Origin of the sequence: Roseixanthobacter finlandensis (assembly GCF_043195105.2) — a bacterium.
Classification (GTDB): Bacteria; Pseudomonadota; Alphaproteobacteria; order Rhizobiales; family Xanthobacteraceae; genus NCEH01.
Map to the genome: position 1 here is coordinate 2224958 of NZ_CM195536.1, position 19114 is coordinate 2244071.

Below are 19114 nucleotides of genomic sequence, written 5' to 3' on the forward strand. Positions count from 1 at the left end.
GCGTCAGCAGCCATAATAATCCTTGTACCAGGCAACGAAGGCGGCGACGCCCACGGCAACCCCGGTATCGGGACGATATCCCGTCAGCCGTTCGAGCAGGTCCACATTGGCATAGGTGTGCGGCACGTCCCCCGGCTGCATGGGCATATAGTTGCGAATGGCCGGGCGGCCGACGCAGCGCTCGATCTCCTCGATGAAATCCAGCAGGCGCACCGGGCTGCCCTTGCCGATATTGACCACGCGGAAGGGAGCGGCCGGGCTGGTGCCCAGCGAATCGTCGCTCGTGCCCGCGTCCGCGCGGGTGGGCGCCACATCGAGCAGGAGCGCGACGGCCTTCACCAGATCGTCCACATAGGTGAAGTCGCGATACATGTCGCCGTGGTTGTAGACGTCGATGGGCTCGCCGCGCAGCATGCTGCTGGTGAATTTGAACAGGGCCATATCCGGCCGGCCCCAGGGCCCGTAAACCGTGAAGAACCGGAAGGCCGTGGTGGGGATGCCCCACAGATGCGCATAGGAATGGCTCATCACCTCGGTCGCCTTCTTGGTGGCGGCATAGAGGGTGAGGGGGAAATCGGTGCGTTCATCTTCCACGAACGGCATCAGCTTATTGGCGCCATAGACCGAGCTGGTGGAGGCGAGCATGAAATGCTTCACCGCATGAAGGCGCGCCAGCTCCATCACATTGAAGGTGCCGACCAGATTGGCCTCCACGTAGGAGCGCGGGTTTTCCAGGCTGTAGCGCACGCCCGCCTGGGCCGCGAGGTGGATGATCGCTTCCGGCTGGAAGGCATCGGCGATGGCATTGAGGGCGAGGCTGTCCTCGAGCATCACCTCATGGGCCTGAAAACCGGCGTTCTGGAGCAGCAAGGCCTCGCGCCGGCGCTTCAGAGCGACATCGTAATAAGGGGTGAGCCCGTCGATGCCGGCGATCTCGTGCCCCGACCCCAGCAGCAGGCGCGCCAGATGGAAGCCGATGAAGCCGGCGGTGCCGGTAATCAAGATCCGCATGAGTGATGTCTCGTCGGGCCGCCGAACGCTGAGCGCACGCCCAGGGAAAGGCCAACCGGGCGCGCGCGTGTCTTCACCACATTCGGCGGTTCGATTCCAGTGCAGGGGGGTCACGCGGCGGGAAATGGCGAATCCCTCCCCCGCCCGCCGGCAGTTCCGGGCACGATTCGACGCCTGGAGGTCCGGCATGGGTCAAGCTTCAGGCCTTGGCGGGGCGGTGCCCGATTTTGTGGCGGAGGGCGAAATTTCGTCAGCCGGCGACGCAGAGCTTCAACGCTGGCCACGATTTGTCGGCATACGTACGGTATTATGGTAGTTAAAATAAGGCGTGTTAATCCTGCAACACTGCCTGGAAATCCAGTGTCCAAGACCCTTTCCGAGCGATACAGGCGTTGATCCGGGATGAGCCTTTTGTATGGTTGCTTTGCGACGAAGGGGGGCAGTCCCCGGTCGCCCTTCCTGTGTTTGCGGCTTCGGCCCGAGCGTGGTGGGGAATCGGGGCAAGAACCCTCTCGGGGTGCAGTGGCACCGACGAAGCGGCGCTAGCTCCCTCGGAACGAAACTTGGAGGTCACACGATGAAGATGGTGAAAAGCCTTCTCCTCGGCAGCGCGGCGGGTCTCGTCGCGGTCGCTGGAGCGAACGCCGCCGATCTGCCTGTTAAGGCGAAGGCCGTTGAGTATGTGAAGGTCTGCTCCGCTTACGGCGCCGGCTACTATTATGTTCCGGGCACCGACACCTGCCTGAAGATCGGTGGCTATGCGCGCGCCGATTATTATGTGAACGGCGTTGGCACCTTCAACCCGGCGATCTCCAGCGTTTCGGGCGGTGCTTTCAGCAACCCGGGTATCGCTGGCGCTGCCTACCCCTTCAAGACCGACCGTAGCCCCAACTACACGACCCGCGTTCGCGGCGTGTTCGACTTCGACGCCCGCACCGCGACTGACTACGGTGTTCTGCGTTCGTATGTCCGTGGCGGCATCGAGTGGAACTCCTGGGGCGCTTCGGGCTCCTCGGCCACCCCGTCCAACGGCGGTAACAACCTCTATTTTGAACGCGTGTTCATCCAGTTCGCTGGCTTCACGTTCGGTTATACCCAGTCGTTCTTCGACACGGGTATCAACTACATGCTGACGACCCCGTATGCGGGTTCCAACCAGTGGAACACCGTCGTCGCCTACACCGCGCAGTTCGGCAACGGCTTCTCTGCCAGCTTGGCGTTGGAAGATGCGGCCAACCGTATCACCGGCGTTCAGGGCACCGCCACTGGCGTTCTGGCCTCCACGCCCGGCACGATTGGTGCGCTCGGCGGCTACACCAACTACCAGGGTGGCACGCAGGCTCCTGACATCGTCGGCAACCTGCGCGTCGACCAGGCTTGGGGTTCGGCTCAGCTGTCCGGTGCCCTGCACCAGGTGGTTGCCATCACCCCCCTCAACTCGGCGTCCTATCCCACTGGCGTTTCTTATATCGGCCAGAGCACGGATACGACCTGGGGTTGGGCGCTCGGTGGTTCGGTGGAGATCAAGCTCCCCGTCATCTCCCCCGGCGACAGCCTGTACATCCAGGCCAACTATGCTGACGGCGCTCTGAGCTACCTCGGCCTCTCGGGCACCACCCAGGGCCGCGCCACCAGCCTCGGCTCCACCGACATCAACACCTTCGGCTCGTTCGTGTCGTATGGCGGCGCGTTCTACCCGCTGGCCGATGCCGTGTGGAACGGTTCGAACCTCAGCTTCGACACCGAGTCCGGCTGGGCCCTCCAGGGTCAGTATCGCCACTACTGGATGCCGAACCTGCGTTCGGCTCTGTATGCCGGTTATGTTGACGTGTCCGTGCCGCAGAACACCGTTGGCGCTGCCGACGTGAAGATGTGGCAGGTCGGCCTCAACACCATCTGGTCGCCGGTCAAGAACCTCGACCTCGGTCTTGAAGTCCTCTACTCGAAGGTTGAAGGCGGCAACAACACGCTCGCCAACAACGTCTCCTACTTCCCGACTGCCGTTGGCACGCTGTCTTCGGTCACCTCCGGCGTTGGTGGTTCCACCGACGTGTGGTCGGGTGGTCTCCGCGCCCAGCGCAACTTCTGATCGACACTTCGTCGGTTTGAGATCGGCCCCGGTGGTTTCCACCGGGGCCTTTTTGTTATTTGCACATGGCGATGCCCGCTGCCAGGCGGGTCCGATTTTCTCCCGTCGCGAAGCACCACATCCTCTGCCGGTATCGCTGGCATACCGGAGTTGGCCGGCGCGAACGCCCGCACATGTCGGATAGGCTTTACCCATCCGCCGATCCATGGGATCACAGACCATCGGCCTCCCGTGCCGGATCCCTGGAGGAATGAGACACAGCATGGAAGCTGGAGCGGGTGAAGATCTGCCACGCCTGCGCTCCGAAGGCTGGCTCGGCTGGCGTGCCTTCGGGCTGATCGCGCTCGCACTGGCCGGCCTTGCTCTGCTCTGGTGGCTCGCCTTGCTGCAGCGTCCCGCGATCGAGGCCGATCTCGAAGAACGTGCCATTGAAGCCTTGCGGAATACCGGCGAATCCTGGGTTCAAGTGCGGTTCAATGGCCGTGACGCCGTGATCACGGGCGAGGCCCTGGCCGAGCAGCCGCGCGTCAAGGTATTGGCGGCGCTGAAAAATCTGTTCGGCGTCCGGCAGGTGAGCGATTCCATCGTCATGCTCCCCGAACGCCGCCCCTTCACCTTCACCGCGGTCCGCGATGGCCGCACTTTGCTTGTGTCGGGCTATGTTCCGTCTGCCTATGCCTTAGCGAGGATTGGCGAGGCCGCGCGCGCCCTACCAGGAGGCCTGTCGGTTCAAGGGCTTGATCGGCTGGTACGCGCACGCGGCGCGCCGGCGGGCGATTTTTCGGCCGTGGTTTCCTTTGCGCTCCAGCAATTGATCCGTCTGCCGGCCGGCCGGGTGACCCTCTCCGATGATGTGATGACCATCGAAGGCCGTAGCCCGGATCTTGCCACCTATGATGCCCTCGCCGCCACTTTCAAGGACCCGTTGCCCCAAGGCTTTCGCGTCGGAACCTTCGCGGTGCGGCCTCCGGTTGCCACGCCCTATATGTGGTCGGCGGTGCGTGACGCGGACCAGATTCACCTGCTGGGGCATGTGCCATCCCAGGAGGCCCGCCAGCAGGTGCTTGCGGCGGTGCGCGGGGCCATCGACAATGCGCGGGTGGTGGACGAAATGCAGCTCGCGGACGGCGCGCCCAGCGTGGATCGCTGGGTCAAGGCCGTGGGCTATGCGCTTCGCCAATTGGCGCGCCTGCCCAAAGGACGGGTGCTGATCTCCGATACGTCAATCACGCTGGAGGGGGCGAGCCCGGATTATGGGTCGTTCGATGCGCTTATGGCCGCGCGCCGCGCGCCGCCCGAGGGGTTCACGCTCGCCCGTTTCCTCGTGGAGCCGCCTCGTGTTTCGCCTTTTCTCTGGGCAGCGACCTTGATCGGCGACACGCTGAAGCTCACCGGCGTGGCGCCGAGCGAAGAGGCGGGCCGCGGCATTGTGGAGGCGGCGCGCAGCGCCCTGCCGGGGATCACGGTTGCGGATGAGACGAAGCTGGCCTCGGGCGGCCCGCCTGCCGATGCCTGGGTGAATGCCGCGAACTTCGCGTTGGCGCAATTGGCGAAACTGCGGGAGGGGCGTGCAGAGCTTTCCGGCACGCGCATCACATTGTCGGGCGAAGCTTCCGATTCCAGCGCCTATGTCACCGTGCGTACCGCCGCCCAGGCGCCGCCGCCGGGCATTTTGCTGGATGTCTCCGCCCTGCGCCCGCCCTTGATCTCCCCTTATGTCTTTGCAGTCCGCCGCGATGGCGAAGGCGTCACTGTGTCCGGCTTTTTTCCCGATCTGGCGACCCAGGCCGCGGTGCGCGCGCTCATCCTCAATCTCTACCCCGAGGCGCGGATCAATGACGTGAGTGCGGTCGGGGCCGGTGCACCCGCCGGGCTTTCCGAAACGCTTCCCAAGGTCATCTCCCAGATGGCGCGGCTGGAAACGGCCGAGTTGAGGATCGTCGACGGGCAGGTTCAATTGTCCGGCGCGGCGCTGCATCCGGCGGCGGTGGGGCAGGTTGCGGCGAATGTGCGTAAGGCGTTGCCGCGTGGCTTCACCAGCGAAATCTCCATCGAGCGGGCGCCTCCTGGAACGCCGGAATCCGATCAGGAATGCACCCGCGAGGTGGAGCAGATCCTCGCCCATATGCCGCTTCTGTTCGAGGGACACAGCGTTCGGCTCAGCGCGCAGAGCGCGCCCACCTTGGATCGCATCGTTTATGCGGTGCAGCGCTGCCCGACCACGCGGGTCGATGTTCTGGGGGTCCCGGAAGGCAGTGGCGGCGGCGATTTTGCCTTGTCGCGCGCCCGGGCCGATACCATTTCCAGCTATCTTGAACAGGCCGGCGTGGCGACGAGCCGGGTGTTCGTGGGCACCGGGGCAGGGGGGCCGGCGCCGGGTTTCGATCCTGCGTCGGGGCTCGTGCGCGGCAGTGTTCAGGTGAATGTCAGGGCGGCCGGCGACCCGGTTCCCGAGCCGGTTTTGCGGTGAGATCGCATCCACCGGCTGGCGCGGCAGCCTCGGGAGGACGGAAAAGATGGCCTACCTCGCATTGACCCTCTGGCCCTATGTGCTGGGTGCATTCATGTTGGGCCTCGCCGTCGGATATGCCCTGCCACCGGCCACGCGGAGGCCGCAGCCATGATGTCCTTCGAGATTGAAACCGCCCTGCTGCTCGTGCTGGCCTGTGCGCTCGGCATTGCGCTCGGCCTGTTTCTGCGCCGTCGGGCCGAGCAGCGCCGGAGGATTTCTCTGTTCGCTCAAACAACCTTTCTTCCCCTGGATGAATCAGGGCCGGGGATAGATGCCGCGGTTTTGAGGGGCGATGCTGCGGAGCTATCCCCCGACGAGGATGATAAGCCCGCTCCGCCGGGTGAGGCGCCGGACGAGGGGGCGCCGTCTCCCATTGCTCCAGAGGGCATCGGCTCCCGCCCCGTGGGTCCGCCGGAGCCAGCCCCAACGCCTCCCGCAAGTCCCGCAGCAACCAAAGCCAGACGGCGTGGCCTCTCATCGCAGCTCACCCTCGGGATTCCGGACGTAGGTTCCTCCGAAACGGTCGGCGCGGGTGATCAGCCCAGCCTGTCCGCTTCGCCACTTGGCCCGGCGATTGGGGAGGCGAATTTGCCGGGGCAGCGCCCGCTAGCCGCAGCCCAACCGGATGCGGCGGGAGTGGATGATCTCAAACAGATCAAGGGGATAGGACCCTTGAACGAACGCAAGTTGAACGCCCTGGGCATTTACCATTTTCGACAGATTGCGGCCTGGACGCCGGACGAAGCGCGTTGGATCGGGGCCTTCCTCGGATTTCGCGGCCGCGTGGAGCGCGAGGACTGGATTGGCCAGGCGCGCGCCCGCTCCACGTCCGTTCCGCCGGATCCGATGGCCTGAGCGCTCAGATAGGGGCGATAGGGCGGGTCTCCCGCTCGGGCAGTGTGCAGCGAACATCGCCCCAGCCTGATCGCAGCGCCCGGCGCCCTGGATCCGCGCCACGAATGAGAAGATGGTCGGAGCAGCAGGATTCGAACCTGCGACCCTCTGCTCCCAAAGCAGATGCGCTACCGGGCTGCGCTATGCTCCGACGGGCGAAGCGCCTTCGCCTTCCTTAGTTTTATAAACGAAGGCCCGCAAGGGGCAGGCGGGAATAACGCGCAATAAGCTGGCAAATTCAAGGTGCGCGCTGGGGCGGCGCGCGTCGGGAGCAAGCCGGCGTGACGCCTATTTGCCGCTGAACAGCCCAGTCGAGAGCCGGTCGCCCGGAGCAATGCCCAGGCGCTTCGCCGCGCCGCCGGCAATCTCCACCACAACCTTCACCGGCTCCCCGGAAGAGATGGTGCGGGTGGAAAAGGGCGTGGTCATCTCCTCGATGCGCGCAATGGTGCCGTCCTCCCGGATGAACAGCATGTCGAGCGGAATAAATGTGTTCTTCATCCACATATAGACCGGCTCGCTCTTGCCGAAATCAAACAGCATGCCCTGCCGTTCCGGCAATTCCTTGCGATACATGAGGCCGGTCTCACGTTGTTGCTCGGTGCGGGCAACTTCCACTTCCAGCACCACGACGCCCTTGCGGGTCGCGATTTCCAATGCCTCAAGGGGAGCATCCGCCGCCCGGGCAAGCGAAAGCCCCGCCATCAGCGCCAACAGCACGGCGGCGCAGGCGGACAGGACGCGCGCGGGCAGCAGGGGGGCTGCCCAAGTCAAACGCAGCATAAAAAATCCTCAATGCTTTTCCGGCAGGCCGTCCTCGACCTTCACGTCGGTGGCCATCAGGCCCTTCGGCCCGTCACCATAGCGAACCTGCACGTCCTGCCCCGGTCGCAATTCCGTGAGGCCGCGCCGGCGCAGGGTTTCCATATGGACGAAGATGTCCGGCCTGTCTTCGCCCTGGGTGAGGAAGCCGAAGCCGCGCAGGCGGTTGAACCATTTTACCGTAGCGGTCTCGAAGCCGCCGCTCGGCTCGATCGTGGCGCGGGCGCGGGTTGCCGGCAGGGATGGGGGCGTGGCGGTGGACAGATCCAACGAGACCACGCGGAACGCCTGCATCCCCTTGCTGCGCTCGATCGCCTCGCAGACGATTCGGGCGCCCTCCATCGCGGTCTGGAAGCCGCCGCGCCGCAGGCAGGTGACATGAACGAGGATGTCCGGGCCGCCGCTGTCGGGCACGATGAAACCGTACCCTTTGGTGACGTCGAACCATTTGATTGCACCGGCCACCTCGATGAGGCGCACCGGGGTTTCCGCCAGATCCTCTGACGGGGCGGTGGGATGTGGCCCAAGCCCTTGTCCGTAGGAGCCCATGTCTACCCCGACCGTTACGCTTACGGGCCATCGATTCAGGTGCCAAGAATAGCAAGACATGCGCGCCTCGCACACCCTTTCCAGCGCGCCGCGGGGTAGATTCCGCGCCGCAAAAGCAGGCAGGGGCGAAATTAGGCAAATGGCGCGAGCACATCGCCGATCTCGGCGCGCACCACAAGGTCGGCCAGTTCGTCGAGGTCCGTCGGCTCGCGATTGAGAATGACCAGCCGCGCGCCGTTCTGCTTCGCCCGAATCGGGAAGGATGCGGCCGGATAGACCACGAGCGAGGAGCCGATCGCGATGAACAGGTCGCAGGCGCGCGTCATGGCGCTGGCACGCAGCATTTCCCCCTGGGGCATGGATTGGCCGAACGAGATGGTCGCGCTCTTCACCGGGCCGCCGCAGGCCGGGCAATCGGGCGCGAGTTCGCCATGGGCATGGAACTGGGTGTGCACCCAGTCCAGTTCGTAGCGCGCGGCGCAGTCGAGACAGGTGGCATAGGTGCCGTTGCCGTGCAGCTCCACGAGGGCCTCTGCCGGCACGCCCGAGGCTTGGTGAAGCCCGTCGATGTTCTGCGTGACGATGCCGCCGAGCCGCCCGCCCTGGAGCAGGCGCGCAAGGGCGAGATGGCCGCGGCCGGGCTTCGCGCTCGAAAAGGCTGCATCCATCGCGAACTTGCGCCGCCAAGCTTCGGTGCGGGCGGCGCGGTGGGCGAGGAAGATTTCGAACGGGATCGGCTTGTTCTGCGTCCACAATCCGCCGGGGGAGCGGAAATCGGGAATGCCGCATTCGGTGGAAAGTCCGGCACCGGTGAAGGCGACCGCGTGCTGTGCTTCGGCGAGATATTCCGCGAGCCGGGCCTGGGCGGTCTTGAGATCGGCTTCCAAAGTCATACGTTGCGCGTGCCGCTTGCCGGCACTCCTGTGTTCAGACAAGGACCAGCCATGCGCTTCCTCCACACGATGGTCCGTGTGACCGACATCGACCAGTCCCTGGATTTCTATTGCAATAAGCTGGGCTTGCACGAGGTGCGCCGCAAGGAGGTGCCGCAGGGCCGCTATACGCTGGTCTTCCTTGCGCCTCCGGGCCAGGAGAATATCGCCGAGATCGAGCTGACCTACAATTGGGACAAGGAACCCTACGGGGAAGGTCGAAATTTCGGCCATCTCGCCTTCGAAGTCGATGATATCTATGGACTTTGCGAGCGACTCCAGGCTGGCGGGGTGACCATCAACCGGCCGCCGCGCGACGGATACATGGCTTTTGTGCGCTCACCCGACAATGTCTCGATCGAGTTGCTGCAAAAAGGCGGCCCCAAGCCGCCGCAGGAACCTTGGGCCTCGATGCCCAACACTGGCAAATGGTGAGTTTTCACCGCCGGCGCACCGGAAAAATCTACAGAGCGTTACGTAAGTAATTGATGATAAGCATGTTTTAGGATCTGCCGCTGGCTCTTTCCGGCGGTCATCCACAGGCTGAGGTGTTTCGGCGGGTAAGGTCTTGCCCACCGGAACACCTGCCCCTATAAGGGCCACGCGCTTTGCGCCCTTCGTCTATCGGTTAGGACGCCACCCTTTCACGGTGGAGAGAGGGGTTCGACTCCCCTAGGGCGCGCCATGCCATTTTGCGGACGAATCGGACGGAGAAGGCAATCTCCGCACGATGACCGCGAGATTCGCCTCTTTTCCGAGAAAAAATCACGGACTTCGTCGGCCAAGCGGTGATTTCACCGTCGCGCGTCGCCCGCAGGCATCGCCGCCCGTCGTCCACGGGCATGGTGCCGCGTCTGCGCACAAAATCACGCGGATATAATCGGCAATGGGCGCGCGGGGAGAAGGGATCCGCGCGCGGTCCTTTCATGCTTCAGCGGGACAGTCGGTGACGCCCGAGACCCACAAAATCCCCGAACCACCCACCCCAACCGCCACACCCCCCTGACCCTCCCCCGTACGCGGGAGAGGGGGGGACCCGGTCGCGCGGGGGAGGGTGGGTGGGGGCGGCGCCTGCGCGCAACCCCCAGGAGCGCGCCGCTATTCGGCCGCCTGGGCGTCCCCGAGCCGGGGATAGTCAGTGTAGCCGACCTCTTCGCCGCCGTAGAAGGTTGCGCGATTATAGGGGGTGAGGGGAACGCCGAGGCGGATGCGCTCGGGCAGGTCGGGATTGGAGATGAACAGGCGGCCGAAGGCGATGGCGTCGGCGGTGCCGGCGGCGACCATGGCCTGCGCGCCCTCCGGCTTGAAATTGCCGGCGGCGATCAGCACGCGCGGCCACACGGACCGGAACAGCTCGGCGGCGGAGGGCGCGTCCTTATGGTCCACCTCGGCCTGGCCGGCGCCGCTGGCACGCGGCTCGATGAGATGGAGATAGGCCAGTCCCACCTTCGCCAGCTCGCCGATGAGATGGGTGTAGAGCGGCAAGGGCTCCGGCTCGCCGCTGTCATTGGCGATGCCGTAGGGCGACAGGCGGATGCCGGTGCGCTCGGCGCCGACCGCGGCGGCCACCGCCTGGGCGACTTCCACCACCAGGCGCGCCCGGTTCTCGATGGAACCGCCATAGGCATCGGTGCGGTGATTGGTGCGGGCGTGAAGGAATTGCTCCAGCAGATAGCCGTTGGCGCCGTGGATCTCGACCCCGTCGAAGCCGGCTGCAAGCGCATTGCGCGCGGCCTGGGCATAGCTTTCCAAGAGCGCGGGAATTTCATCCGTCTCAAGGGCACGCGGGGTTTCGAACGGCACCCGCTCGAAGGTGGAGGTGAAGGCATTGCCCGCCGCCGCAATCGCCGAGGGAGCCACCGGCAGCGCGCCGCCGGGCAGGTGGGAGGAATGGGAGATGCGGCCCACATGCCACAATTGCAGGAACATCAGCCCGCCCTTGGCATGCACCGCGTCGGTGACGCGCTTCCAGCCGGCGATCTGCTCGGGGGAGTGGATGCCCGGCGTGCCCGGCATGCCCTGGCCCATGGGAGAGATCTGCGAGCCTTCGCCGATGATCAGGCCGCCGGGGGTGGCACGCTGGGCGTAATAATCCACATTGAGGGCGCGCGGCACGGCGCCAGGGCCGGCTCGCATGCGGGTGAGCGGCGGCATCACGATGCGGTGCGCGAGCTCGTACGGGCCGAGGGCAAGGGGCGTGAACAGCGTGGTGGTCATGGAGACTCCTCGATCAGGCATCGCCGCGCGCGGAGGGCGCCGCGGCGGTCCGGGGGATGGGCAAGGGAACGCGGAACTTAAAGACGCACGACTGGAAAACGTCGGACTGAAAAACGCGGGACTGGCGCAAGAGGCGCGGGAGCGGCGGGACATGGCGGCCTCGTGGCCCGACCGCGACAGATGGAACCCATCTGCCGCGCACAGGTCGAACCACAATTCTTTGATCTGGCGGAGCAACTTTTCGAAACGGGCGGCCCGATCTGGTTCGGTTGATCCCTAGCTTCGGATGGACGTATAGCCGCCGTCGACCAGCAAGGTGTGACCGGTGACCATGCGCGCCGCGCCGCTGGCCAGAAAGATGACGGCGGAGGCGATCTCGTCGGGCTCCGCCGGACGGCCAAGCGGCACCCGCGCGACCATCGCCCGGAAGTCGGGGTTCTCCATGGCCTTTTCAAGCATGTCCGAGCGCGTGAACGTGGGCGAGACGCCGTTGACGGTGATGCCGTGGGGCGCCCATTCGCCGGCGAGCGTGGTGGTCAGCTGATTGAGCGCGCCCTTGCTGCCGGCATAGACGGCGCGGAACGGCGCGCCCACATGCCCGGCCTGGGAGCTGATGTTGATCACCGCGCCCTGCACCTTCTGCGCGATCATCGAACGCGCCACCGCCGTCGCGACGAAGAACGCACCCTTGAAATTGATGTCGCTGATGCGATCGAACTCCTCGGGCGTGAACTCGACCGCCGGCTTGACCATGGTGAAGCCGGCATTGTTCACAAGCACGTCGATCCGCCCCATCGCCTGGAGGGCGGCGGCGAGGAAGGCATCAATGGCGGCGGCGTCGGTGACATCGAGCGTCCCGGCGAAGGCCCGCTGTCCGAGCGCCCGGCAATCCTCGGCCACCGCCTCGGTCTGCACGAGATCGCGCGCGCCGAGCACGACATCGGCACCGCAGGCGGCGCAGGCCCGCGCGATGGCCCGCCCGAGTCCCTTGCTGGCGCCGGTGATCATCACGACCTTGCCCGCGAGGCTGAAGCGTTCAATTCCGGACATGCCGGCACCTCCCAATGTCAGAACAAACCGCCGGCGCACCCGCGCCGACGGTTCAAGGGGCTCGGGCATTGCCCCGCTTCATGGACGCGGGACAATGCCCCATCGCGGTGCGCAGGTGCGTTCCCGCACGCGAACCGCCTTGCACGAGAACGCCTTAGAGCGCGATCCGCCCATATGGGCAGATCGCGCTCTAGATCTCGCGCGGCGTGGCGACAAGCAGGCCGGACTCCAGGTCGGCACCGGCGGCGCGCACCTGGGTGTCGCGCAGATAGAGCTTGCGCGGCAGGCACCACATGATCAGCACCGCAGAGGCGCCGCAGACGGCCGCGATCACATACAGCGCCATGGACGCGCTGCCGGTGGCATCCTTCACCACGCCCACCATGTAGGGCCCGATGATGCCGCCGATCTGGCCGACCGAATTGATCAGCGCGATGCCGGAGGCGGCAGCAAGGCCGGACAGCACCCGCTGCGGCAGCAGCCAGAACAGGCCGAACGAGCCGATGATGCCGGTCGCCGCGATGGTGAGGCCGAGCAGCAGCGCGACCAGGCTATCGCCGAACGCGGCGCAGATCACATAGCCGACCGCACCGGCCACCGCGCACGCGCCGAGATGCCAGCGCCGCTCGCCGGACCGGTCGGAGCTGCGGGCGATCAGCGGGATCAAGGCGAGCGCGATCAGATAGGGTAGGGAGGTAAGGATGCCGATGACGAAGGTATCGGTGGTGCCGGCGGTCTTCACCAGTTGCGGCATCCAGAAGATGATGCCGTAGATGCCCATGGCGAGGCCGAGATAGATCAGCGAGAACACATAGGTCACCGGCTCACGCAAGGCGGCGCCGAAGGAATGGGCGTTCCCCACCTTGGGGTCCTGCGCGAGGCGGGCCTTCAGCAGGGCCTTTTCCTCGGTGGTGAGCCATTTGGCGTCGTCCACCTGGTCGTCCAGCACCATCAGCACCACGAAGCCGAGCACCACGGAAGGAATGCCCTCCAGCAGGAACAGCCATTGCCAGCCGGCAAGGCCGCTCACGCCATCCATGAACTTCATGATTGCGCCCGAGATCGGCCCGCCGATCAGCCCGCAGATGCCGATGGACATGAAGAACAGCGAGTTGATGCGGCCGCGCTGGGACGCGGGGAACCAATGGGTGAAGCAATATACGGCACCCGGAACGAACCCCGCCTCCAGCACGCCGAGCAGGAAGCGCAGCGCATAGAAGGCGTATTCGGACTTCACGAACATCATCACCGCCGAGGCGATGCCCCAGCTGATCATGATCCGCGCGATCCAGCGCCGCGCGCCGACCTTGGCGAGGATCATGTTGGAGGGAATCTCGAACAGCAAATAGCCGATGAAGAAGATGCTCGCGCCAAGGCCATAGGCGGCTTCGGAAAAGCCCAGCTCGCTCTGCATCTGCAGCTTGGCAAAGCTGACATTCACGCGGTCGAGATAGGCGACCACGAAGCACGCCATGAACAGCGGCACGATGCGCCATCCCGCCTTGCGGATCACGGCATCGGTTGCCTGCGCCACCGAGGCGGCAGTTTGGCCGACGGACGTCTTGATATTCATGTCAGGTTCCCTCCGATAACTCTTGTTCTTCGACGCGCTGAGCGCGAACCGAGATTTGTTTTTAAATCAATTAGATCGTTGCGCAGGCGGCGCCCTGGCGTATGCGCCGCCGCCCTTCGAAGACCGGGGACGCCGGCCTCAGAGCGATTGCGTGAGCATCCGCGCGTAATCGTCCGGCGTGGCCTCGCGCGGATTGGTCTTGTGGCAATGGTCGGCCACCGCGCCCTTGATGATGCCGGCGAACAGATCCTCGCCGACGCCCACCGCGCCGAGGCTGGCGGGCAGGCCGAGATGCTCGGTGGCGGCGCGGAGGGTGGGGCCGACCTCATCGGCTTCGCCAAGGCCCATCACCTGGGCGAGGCGCTCCAATTTGTGCTCGTGCCGGGCCGAATCGCTGTCCTTGTTGAAGTCCAGCACCGCCGGCAGGAGGATGGCGTTCAACGTGCCGTGGTGCAGGCGCGGATTGATGCCGCCGAGCGAATGGCTGAGGCTGTGGACGCAGCCGAGCCCCTTCTGGAACGCCATGGCGCCCTGCATGGAGGCGCTCATCATGTTCAGCCGTGCTTCGCGGTCGCTCGGGTCGTGGGTGGCGCGGCCGATATGGGTCCAGGCCCGGCGCAGGCCTTCGAGCGCGATCCCGTCGGCGGGCGGATTGAAGGCGGCGGAGAGATAGGTCTCGATGCAATGGGACAGCGCGTCCATGCCGGTCGCCGCCGTGAGCAGAGGCGGCAGGCTCAAGGTCAGCTCGGGATCGCAGATCGCCACCTTGGGAATGAGATAGGGCGAGAGCACCCCGACCTTGCGCCCGTCGTCCAGGATCAGGATCGCGCCGCGCCCGACCTCGCTGCCGGTGCCGGCGGTGGTGGGAATGGCGATCACCGGCGCGGTCGCGGCCGTGATGCGCTCCACCCCGCCCTCGATCACGGCGAAGCTCTTCAGCGGACCCTCATGGGCCGCGCACACCGCAACCCCCTTGGCGAGATCGATGGAGGAGCCGCCGCCGACCGCGATGATGCCGTCGCATTCCCCTTCGCGATAGGCGGCGAGGGCGGCGCGCACGGCCGCTTCGTTCGGATTGGGCGGCGTCGCGTCGAAGATCGTTACGATGGTCTTGGCAGAAAGCTGTTCCAGGATCGTGTCGAGAATGCCAGCCTTGCGCACGCCCGCGTCGGTGACGATCAAGGGGCGGCGGATCGGGATCAGGTCGCACTCGTCCTGCAGCAGCGAGACGGAGCCGAAGCCGAACTGGATGCGCGTGAGGTAGTTGATCAGAGCCATTTCAAGTATTTCCCCCACGAAATCGCCCGGTTGTGGCGCGACTCGCATCTTTTTATATTGCAGTGCAGCGTAAGTTGGCGGCGGTTTACGACGCCGCGCTGCTGCAAAGGGATATGTGAGGGGGTTTTCTTTGAAAACTGAGAAGAGTTGATACAGCTATATCCCGGAGTAATACAAAGACATGCTGCCTTCCCTCGGTTCCATGGTCTCGCGCCTGCATCTGCGGCATCTGCGGTTGTTGATCGCGCTGGACGATCTCGGCTCGCTCTTGAAGGCGGCGGAGCAGGTGGGATTGAGCCAGCCGGGCGCCAGCAAGGCGTTGCAGGAGATTGAGGAAACCCTCGGCGCCACCTTGTTCACCCGCACCAATCGCGGACTGGTGGCCAATGATGCCGGCCTGTGCGTCATCCGCTATGCGCGGTTGATCCACACCAATCTCGGCCAGATGCGCGAGGAGATGGAAGGCCTGCTCCAGGGCCACGGCGGCAAGCTGGCGCTCGGCGTCATCATGGGCGCGGTGCCGCTGCTGACCGAAATGATGCTGCGCCTTATCAAGGCGCATCCCGCCATCTCGATCGAACTGGTGGAGGACACCAGCGCCGAATTGCTGCGCCTGCTGGACCAGGGGCGGCTAGATATCGCCATCTGCCGCACCACCATCAGCGAGCGGCCGGACCTCTATGACAGCGTGATCGTGCGCGAGGAAACCCTTGCCGTGGTGGCCAATACCCACCATCCCGCGGCCACCCGCAAGCGGATCGAGCTGGCGGACCTCGCCGAGGCGCGCTGGGTGGTCTATTCCGCCAACATGCCCATGCGCGTACTGCTGGAGCGCGAGTTCCAGCAGGCGGGGCTGCGCTTTCCGCTCTATCTGGTGGAGACCACCTCGGCCTTCGCCACCCTGTCGCTGCTCCAGCGGGAGCCCTCGTTCGTGGCGCTGCTGTCGAGCGAGGTGGCGCAATTCTGCACCAGCTTCGGCATGACCTCGATCCTGCCGCTGCAATTGCGCTCGCGCAGCGAGCCCTATGAGCTGGTGACCCGGCGCGGCGCGCCGCTCTCGCCGGTGGCGCGCTATTTCATCGAGGGGTTCAACCTGCGCTGAGCGAGAACCCTCCGGCGACGGGACTGCGCCGCCGCCGGCTTTTCAGGTGCTGGCCTGCCTCAGGCCCATTCGCCCTTGCGGAACACCGGCACGCGGGCGCCGTCGCTCGTGATGCCGTCGATGTCGATCCGGTCCGAGCCGATCATCCAGTCGATATGGATCAGGCTCTTGTTGCCGCCCTGCGCCGCGATCTGCTCGGACGAAAGGTTCGCGCCGTCGAGGAAGCACTTGGAATAGCACTGGCCGAGCGCGATGTGGCAGGCGGCGTTCTCGTCGAACAGCGTGTTGAAGAACAGCAAGCCGCTTTTCGAGATCGGCGAGGAATGCGTCACCAGCGCGACTTCGCCCAGCCGGCGCGCGCCTTCGTCGGTATCCAGCACCTTGTTCAGCACTTCTTCGCCGCGCGCCGCCTTGGCCTCGACGATCCGCCCTGCCTCGAACCGCACCTGGATTTCGTCGATCAGCGTGCCCTGGTAGGACAGCGGCTTGGTGGAGGAGACGTGCCCCTCCACGCGCCGGGCATGGGGCGTGGTGAAGACTTCCTCGGTGGGAATATTGGCGTTGCAGGTGATGCCGTTCTTCGCCGTGGAAGCGCCGCCCTGCCATTCGTGCCCGTCGGCGAGGCCGATGGTGAGATCGGTGCCCGGCCCGGAATAATGCAGGGCCGCGAAGCGCTGGCCGTTCAGCCATTCGGTGCGGGTGCGCAGCGCGGCATTATGCGCGCTCCAGGCGGCCACCGGATCGTCGCCATCCACCCGCGACGCCGCGAAGATCGCCTGCGCCAGCTTGGCGACGGCCACGGGCTCCTCATCGCCGTGAAACACCAGCTTGGCCCAGGAGGCGGTGGGATAGGCGATGATGTTCCAATTGATGTCGAAGCCGGCGATCTTCTCCAGCGCCGGCTGATAGGCGAGCGAATTCGCCTTGTTGGCCCGCGCCACCTTGGCGGGGTCCTGGCCGGAGAGCAGCATCGGATTGTCGCCGACGATGGCAAGGCGCGCGGTATTGGCGCTGAACGCCTTGGCGATGCCGTCATAAAGCCAGCCCGGCGCCCGGTCGAAGCTCGCATCGGCGCCGAAGCGATAGCGCGCGAGCGTCATCTCCTCGTCCGAGAACATCGGGGTCACGAGGCCGGCGCCGGCCTTATAGGCATGCTCGGCGATCCGCCGCACCAGCGGCAGCGCGGCGAGGGGGGCGGTGAGGAACACATCCTGTCCGGGCTGAAGGTCGAGCCCCACCTTGACCGCCACTTCGGCCAGCCGGTCGAGCTGGACCGGGTCAATCGGTGCGGAAAGGTCGCGCGCATGTGCCGTCATAAGGGGATGCCCAGCAAAGAGATGAGTGGGCCGGACCTTATCCGAACCGGGGACGGTTGCGAATATGGCGTGTGCGCCGCGCCCGCCGGCCGTTCCGGGCGCGCAAACTTTACGAATGCGGGGGGCGTCATTATGCCAGACGCGCGCGAAGCGAGGTCCAGACCGTGCCGGAAACCGAAATGCTGCTCAATTGGCTGTTCCAGCAGGCCCTGCCGTTCTGGTCGACGCGCGGCGTCGATCGCCTGCACGGCGGCTTTTACGAGCGGTTCGATCCAGCCGGCGCGATCCTTCCCGAGCCGCGCCGCGCGCGCCTTGTGGCCCGCCAGATCTATGCCTTCGCGGCGGCGGAGCGGCTCGGCTGGGCGGGGCCGGCCCGGCCGATCCTGCGCCATGGCCTGACCGCGCTCGACGGCTTCTTCGCCGCGGACGGCACGCTGATCGCCACGCGCACCCCTGAGGGGGAGACCCTCAACGGCGCATTCGATTCCTATGATCACGCTTTCGTTCTGTTTGCCCTGGCGGCCGCCCACGCCAGCGGCGAGCGACAGGAGGCGTCGGGAGTGCGCGCCCATCGCCTGCTGGAGACGATGCGCCAGCATTACGCGCATCCGCGGGCTGGCTTCGAGGAAGCCAGCCCGCCCACGCTGCCGCTGAAGGCCAATCCCCACATGCATCTGCTGGAGGCATGCCTGGCCTGGTCGCAGACCGCGCCGGATCCGGCCTGGGACCGGCTCGCGGACGAAATCGCGGAGCTTTCCCTTGCCGCGTTCATCGATCCGGCCACGGGCGCGCTCTACGAATATTTCGATCCTGACTGGCGCCCGTTGCCCGGAGACAAAAAGATCGTCGAGCCGGGACATCAGTTCGAATGGGCGTGGCTGCTGATCCGCTGGGGCACGCTGCGGGAGAGGCCGGACGCCATCGCCGCCGCCCGCCGGCTGGTCGCCCTTGCCGAAGCCCATGGCGTCGACCCCTCTCTCGGCCTCGCCGTGAACGAGCTCGACGCGAACCTGACGATCCGCGACGCCCGCGCCCGCCTCTGGCCGCAGACCGAGCGGCTGAAAGCCCATGTGGCGCTTCAGGCGCTCGCCCGCGATGCCGGCGAACGCACCGCCGCCGCCGACAAGATCGCCGAGGCGGCGCGCGGGATGATGCGGTTTTTCGCCCATCCGGTGGCGGGTGCCTGGTGGGAGCATATCGACCGCAATGGCCAGCCGATCATCGAGCCCACGCGCGCCAGCAGCCTCTATCACATCGTGCTGGCGATCGAGGTTCTGAGCGCGGCGCAAGCCGCCTGAGCCCAAAGCCGCCTGATCCCGGCTATTTCGGCTGCACCTGCTGGTTTCCGCCCGGGCTGCCCGGCGGGGGAATGACCGGCATCGTTCCCACGTCGGGCGCGGGATGGGTCAGTTCGGGATCGAGATTGCGGGCGGGGGGAATGACACCTTCCGTGCGATCCAGCCGCTCGCTGAGGTTTTCATCGCTGCGCGGCGCGGGCAGGGTGGGCCCCGGCGCATCCGGCCGGCGCGGATCACTGCCCACCTGCGCCGCCGCGCCGGTGGCCCCAATCGCCTGGCTCAGGACAAGACCGAGGCCCAGGACCAGCGCGGCGGGGAGGGCGCTGCGGCGATGGGTCCCGCGAGGGCGGGGCGTGTGGACGTCTCGATGATGGGGTGGGCGATGGATCATTTGGCCTCCTGTCCGGGCTTTTCCCCCAGCGGATACCCATGAAGCCAACCCCCACGCCCGCAGCCCTGTTCCCATGGCGG

At 65.9% G+C, this 19114-nt stretch carries 16 protein-coding genes and 2 tRNA genes; 7 read left to right on the forward strand and 11 right to left on the reverse strand.

Features of this window, described 5'->3' with window-relative positions:
• Positions 1-3: 3 nt before the first annotated feature.
• Complete coding sequence (locus V5G24_RS10405; RefSeq protein ID WP_394082964.1) at positions 4-1011, reverse strand: NAD-dependent epimerase/dehydratase family protein; 1008 nt, start codon at positions 1009-1011, stop codon at positions 4-6.
• A gap of 577 nt (positions 1012-1588) precedes the next feature.
• Here V5G24_RS10405 and V5G24_RS10410 point away from each other — a divergent pair.
• The 3 genes from V5G24_RS10410 (at position 1589) to V5G24_RS10420 (ending at position 6467) form a co-directional block, all read left to right on the forward strand.
• Positions 1589-3100, forward strand: a complete 1512-nt coding sequence (locus V5G24_RS10410) for a porin (RefSeq protein WP_394082962.1) — start codon at positions 1589-1591, stop codon at positions 3098-3100.
• Positions 3101-3362: 262 nt separating this feature from the next.
• Entirely contained in the window at positions 3363-5570 is a 2208-nt protein-coding gene (locus V5G24_RS10415) for an OmpA family protein (protein ID WP_394082960.1), read from the forward strand.
• Between the two features lie 150 nt (positions 5571-5720).
• The gene (locus tag V5G24_RS10420; protein ID WP_394082959.1) at positions 5721-6467 is read left to right on the forward strand and encodes a helix-hairpin-helix domain-containing protein; all 747 of its coding nucleotides are present in this window, start codon (positions 5721-5723) and stop codon (positions 6465-6467) included.
• Between the two features lie 113 nt (positions 6468-6580).
• Here V5G24_RS10420 and V5G24_RS10425 read toward each other — a convergent pair.
• From V5G24_RS10425 to V5G24_RS10440, 4 genes are all read right to left on the reverse strand, one after another.
• A tRNA-Pro gene (locus tag V5G24_RS10425) sits at positions 6581-6657 on the reverse strand.
• A 137-nt stretch (positions 6658-6794) separates the two neighbouring features.
• Complete coding sequence (locus V5G24_RS10430; protein WP_394082958.1) at positions 6795-7289, reverse strand: DUF192 domain-containing protein; 495 nt, start codon at positions 7287-7289, stop codon at positions 6795-6797.
• Positions 7290-7298: 9 nt separating this feature from the next.
• Positions 7299-7877, reverse strand: coding sequence for a cold-shock protein (locus V5G24_RS10435; RefSeq protein WP_394082956.1), 579 nt, complete (start codon positions 7875-7877; stop codon positions 7299-7301).
• 131 nt (positions 7878-8008) lie between these two features.
• Positions 8009-8770: an SIR2 family NAD-dependent protein deacylase gene (locus V5G24_RS10440; protein ID WP_394082954.1), complete on the reverse strand. Its 762-nt coding sequence runs from the start codon at positions 8768-8770 to the stop codon at positions 8009-8011.
• A gap of 51 nt (positions 8771-8821) precedes the next feature.
• Between V5G24_RS10440 and V5G24_RS10445 the strand changes: the two genes are divergently transcribed.
• Both V5G24_RS10445 and V5G24_RS10450 read left to right on the forward strand, forming a co-directional pair.
• A complete protein-coding gene (locus V5G24_RS10445) occupies positions 8822-9244 on the forward strand; it encodes a VOC family protein (protein WP_394082952.1) in 423 nt (140 codons plus the stop codon).
• 175 nt (positions 9245-9419) lie between these two features.
• Positions 9420-9494 (forward strand) — tRNA-Glu (locus V5G24_RS10450).
• A 413-nt stretch (positions 9495-9907) separates the two neighbouring features.
• On the opposite strand, the gene V5G24_RS10455 is transcribed toward V5G24_RS10450, so the two are convergent.
• The 4 genes from V5G24_RS10455 to gbd all read right to left on the reverse strand — a co-directional run bounded on the left by V5G24_RS10455 (position 9908) and on the right by gbd (position 14927).
• Positions 9908-11026, reverse strand: a complete 1119-nt coding sequence (locus V5G24_RS10455; protein WP_394082950.1) for an alkene reductase — start codon at positions 11024-11026, stop codon at positions 9908-9910.
• Positions 11027-11302: 276 nt separating this feature from the next.
• A complete protein-coding gene (locus V5G24_RS10460) occupies positions 11303-12076 on the reverse strand; it encodes an SDR family NAD(P)-dependent oxidoreductase (protein ID WP_394082948.1) in 774 nt (257 codons plus the stop codon).
• 190 nt (positions 12077-12266) lie between these two features.
• Positions 12267-13649, reverse strand: a complete 1383-nt coding sequence (locus V5G24_RS10465; protein ID WP_394082946.1) for an MFS transporter — start codon at positions 13647-13649, stop codon at positions 12267-12269.
• Positions 13650-13787: 138 nt separating this feature from the next.
• Complete coding sequence (gene gbd / locus V5G24_RS10470) at positions 13788-14927, reverse strand: 4-hydroxybutyrate dehydrogenase (RefSeq protein WP_394082944.1); 1140 nt, start codon at positions 14925-14927, stop codon at positions 13788-13790.
• 181 nt (positions 14928-15108) lie between these two features.
• Here gbd and V5G24_RS10475 point away from each other — a divergent pair, with 181 nt between their 5' ends.
• Positions 15109-16029, forward strand: a complete 921-nt coding sequence (locus V5G24_RS10475; RefSeq protein WP_394045475.1) for a LysR family transcriptional regulator — start codon at positions 15109-15111, stop codon at positions 16027-16029.
• A 59-nt stretch (positions 16030-16088) separates the two neighbouring features.
• Here the strand turns inward: V5G24_RS10475 and V5G24_RS10480 are convergent, their stop codons facing one another.
• Complete coding sequence (locus V5G24_RS10480; RefSeq protein ID WP_394082942.1) at positions 16089-17345, reverse strand: aminopeptidase; 1257 nt, start codon at positions 17343-17345, stop codon at positions 16089-16091.
• A gap of 164 nt (positions 17346-17509) precedes the next feature.
• Between V5G24_RS10480 and V5G24_RS10485 the strand changes: the two genes are divergently transcribed.
• Positions 17510-18643, forward strand: a complete 1134-nt coding sequence (locus V5G24_RS10485; RefSeq protein ID WP_394082940.1) for an AGE family epimerase/isomerase — start codon at positions 17510-17512, stop codon at positions 18641-18643.
• 22 nt (positions 18644-18665) lie between these two features.
• On the opposite strand, the gene V5G24_RS10490 is transcribed toward V5G24_RS10485, so the two are convergent.
• A complete protein-coding gene (locus V5G24_RS10490) occupies positions 18666-19034 on the reverse strand; it encodes a hypothetical protein (RefSeq protein ID WP_394082938.1) in 369 nt (122 codons plus the stop codon).
• Positions 19035-19114 lie beyond the last annotated feature (80 nt).

Excerpts from the sequence above, each read along its gene's own strand:
- V5G24_RS10420 (WP_394082959.1), top strand. The coding sequence starts at position 5,721 with ATGATGTCCTTCGAGATTGAAACCGCCCTGCTGCTCGTGCTGGCCTGT.
- V5G24_RS10410 (WP_394082962.1), top strand. The coding sequence starts at position 1,589 with ATGAAGATGGTGAAAAGCCTTCTCCTCGGCAGCGCGGCGGGTCTCGTC.
- V5G24_RS10430 (WP_394082958.1), bottom strand. The coding sequence starts at position 7,289 with ATGCTGCGTTTGACTTGGGCAGCCCCCCTGCTGCCCGCGCGCGTCCTG.
- V5G24_RS10440 (WP_394082954.1), bottom strand. The coding sequence starts at position 8,770 with ATGACTTTGGAAGCCGATCTCAAGACCGCCCAGGCCCGGCTCGCGGAA.
- V5G24_RS10455 (WP_394082950.1), bottom strand. The coding sequence starts at position 11,026 with ATGACCACCACGCTGTTCACGCCCCTTGCCCTCGGCCCGTACGAGCTC.
- V5G24_RS10445 (WP_394082952.1), top strand. The coding sequence starts at position 8,822 with ATGCGCTTCCTCCACACGATGGTCCGTGTGACCGACATCGACCAGTCC.
- V5G24_RS10465 (WP_394082946.1), bottom strand. The coding sequence starts at position 13,649 with ATGAATATCAAGACGTCCGTCGGCCAAACTGCCGCCTCGGTGGCGCAG.
- V5G24_RS10480 (WP_394082942.1), bottom strand. The coding sequence starts at position 17,345 with ATGACGGCACATGCGCGCGACCTTTCCGCACCGATTGACCCGGTCCAG.
- V5G24_RS10490 (WP_394082938.1), bottom strand. The coding sequence starts at position 19,034 with ATGATCCATCGCCCACCCCATCATCGAGACGTCCACACGCCCCGCCCT.
- V5G24_RS10405 (WP_394082964.1), bottom strand. The coding sequence starts at position 1,011 with ATGCGGATCTTGATTACCGGCACCGCCGGCTTCATCGGCTTCCATCTG.
- gbd (WP_394082944.1), bottom strand. The coding sequence starts at position 14,927 with ATGGCTCTGATCAACTACCTCACGCGCATCCAGTTCGGCTTCGGCTCC.
- V5G24_RS10475 (WP_394045475.1), top strand. The coding sequence starts at position 15,109 with ATGCTGCCTTCCCTCGGTTCCATGGTCTCGCGCCTGCATCTGCGGCAT.
- V5G24_RS10435 (WP_394082956.1), bottom strand. The coding sequence starts at position 7,877 with ATGGGCTCCTACGGACAAGGGCTTGGGCCACATCCCACCGCCCCGTCA.
- V5G24_RS10460 (WP_394082948.1), bottom strand. The coding sequence starts at position 12,076 with ATGTCCGGAATTGAACGCTTCAGCCTCGCGGGCAAGGTCGTGATGATC.
- V5G24_RS10415 (WP_394082960.1), top strand. The coding sequence starts at position 3,363 with ATGGAAGCTGGAGCGGGTGAAGATCTGCCACGCCTGCGCTCCGAAGGC.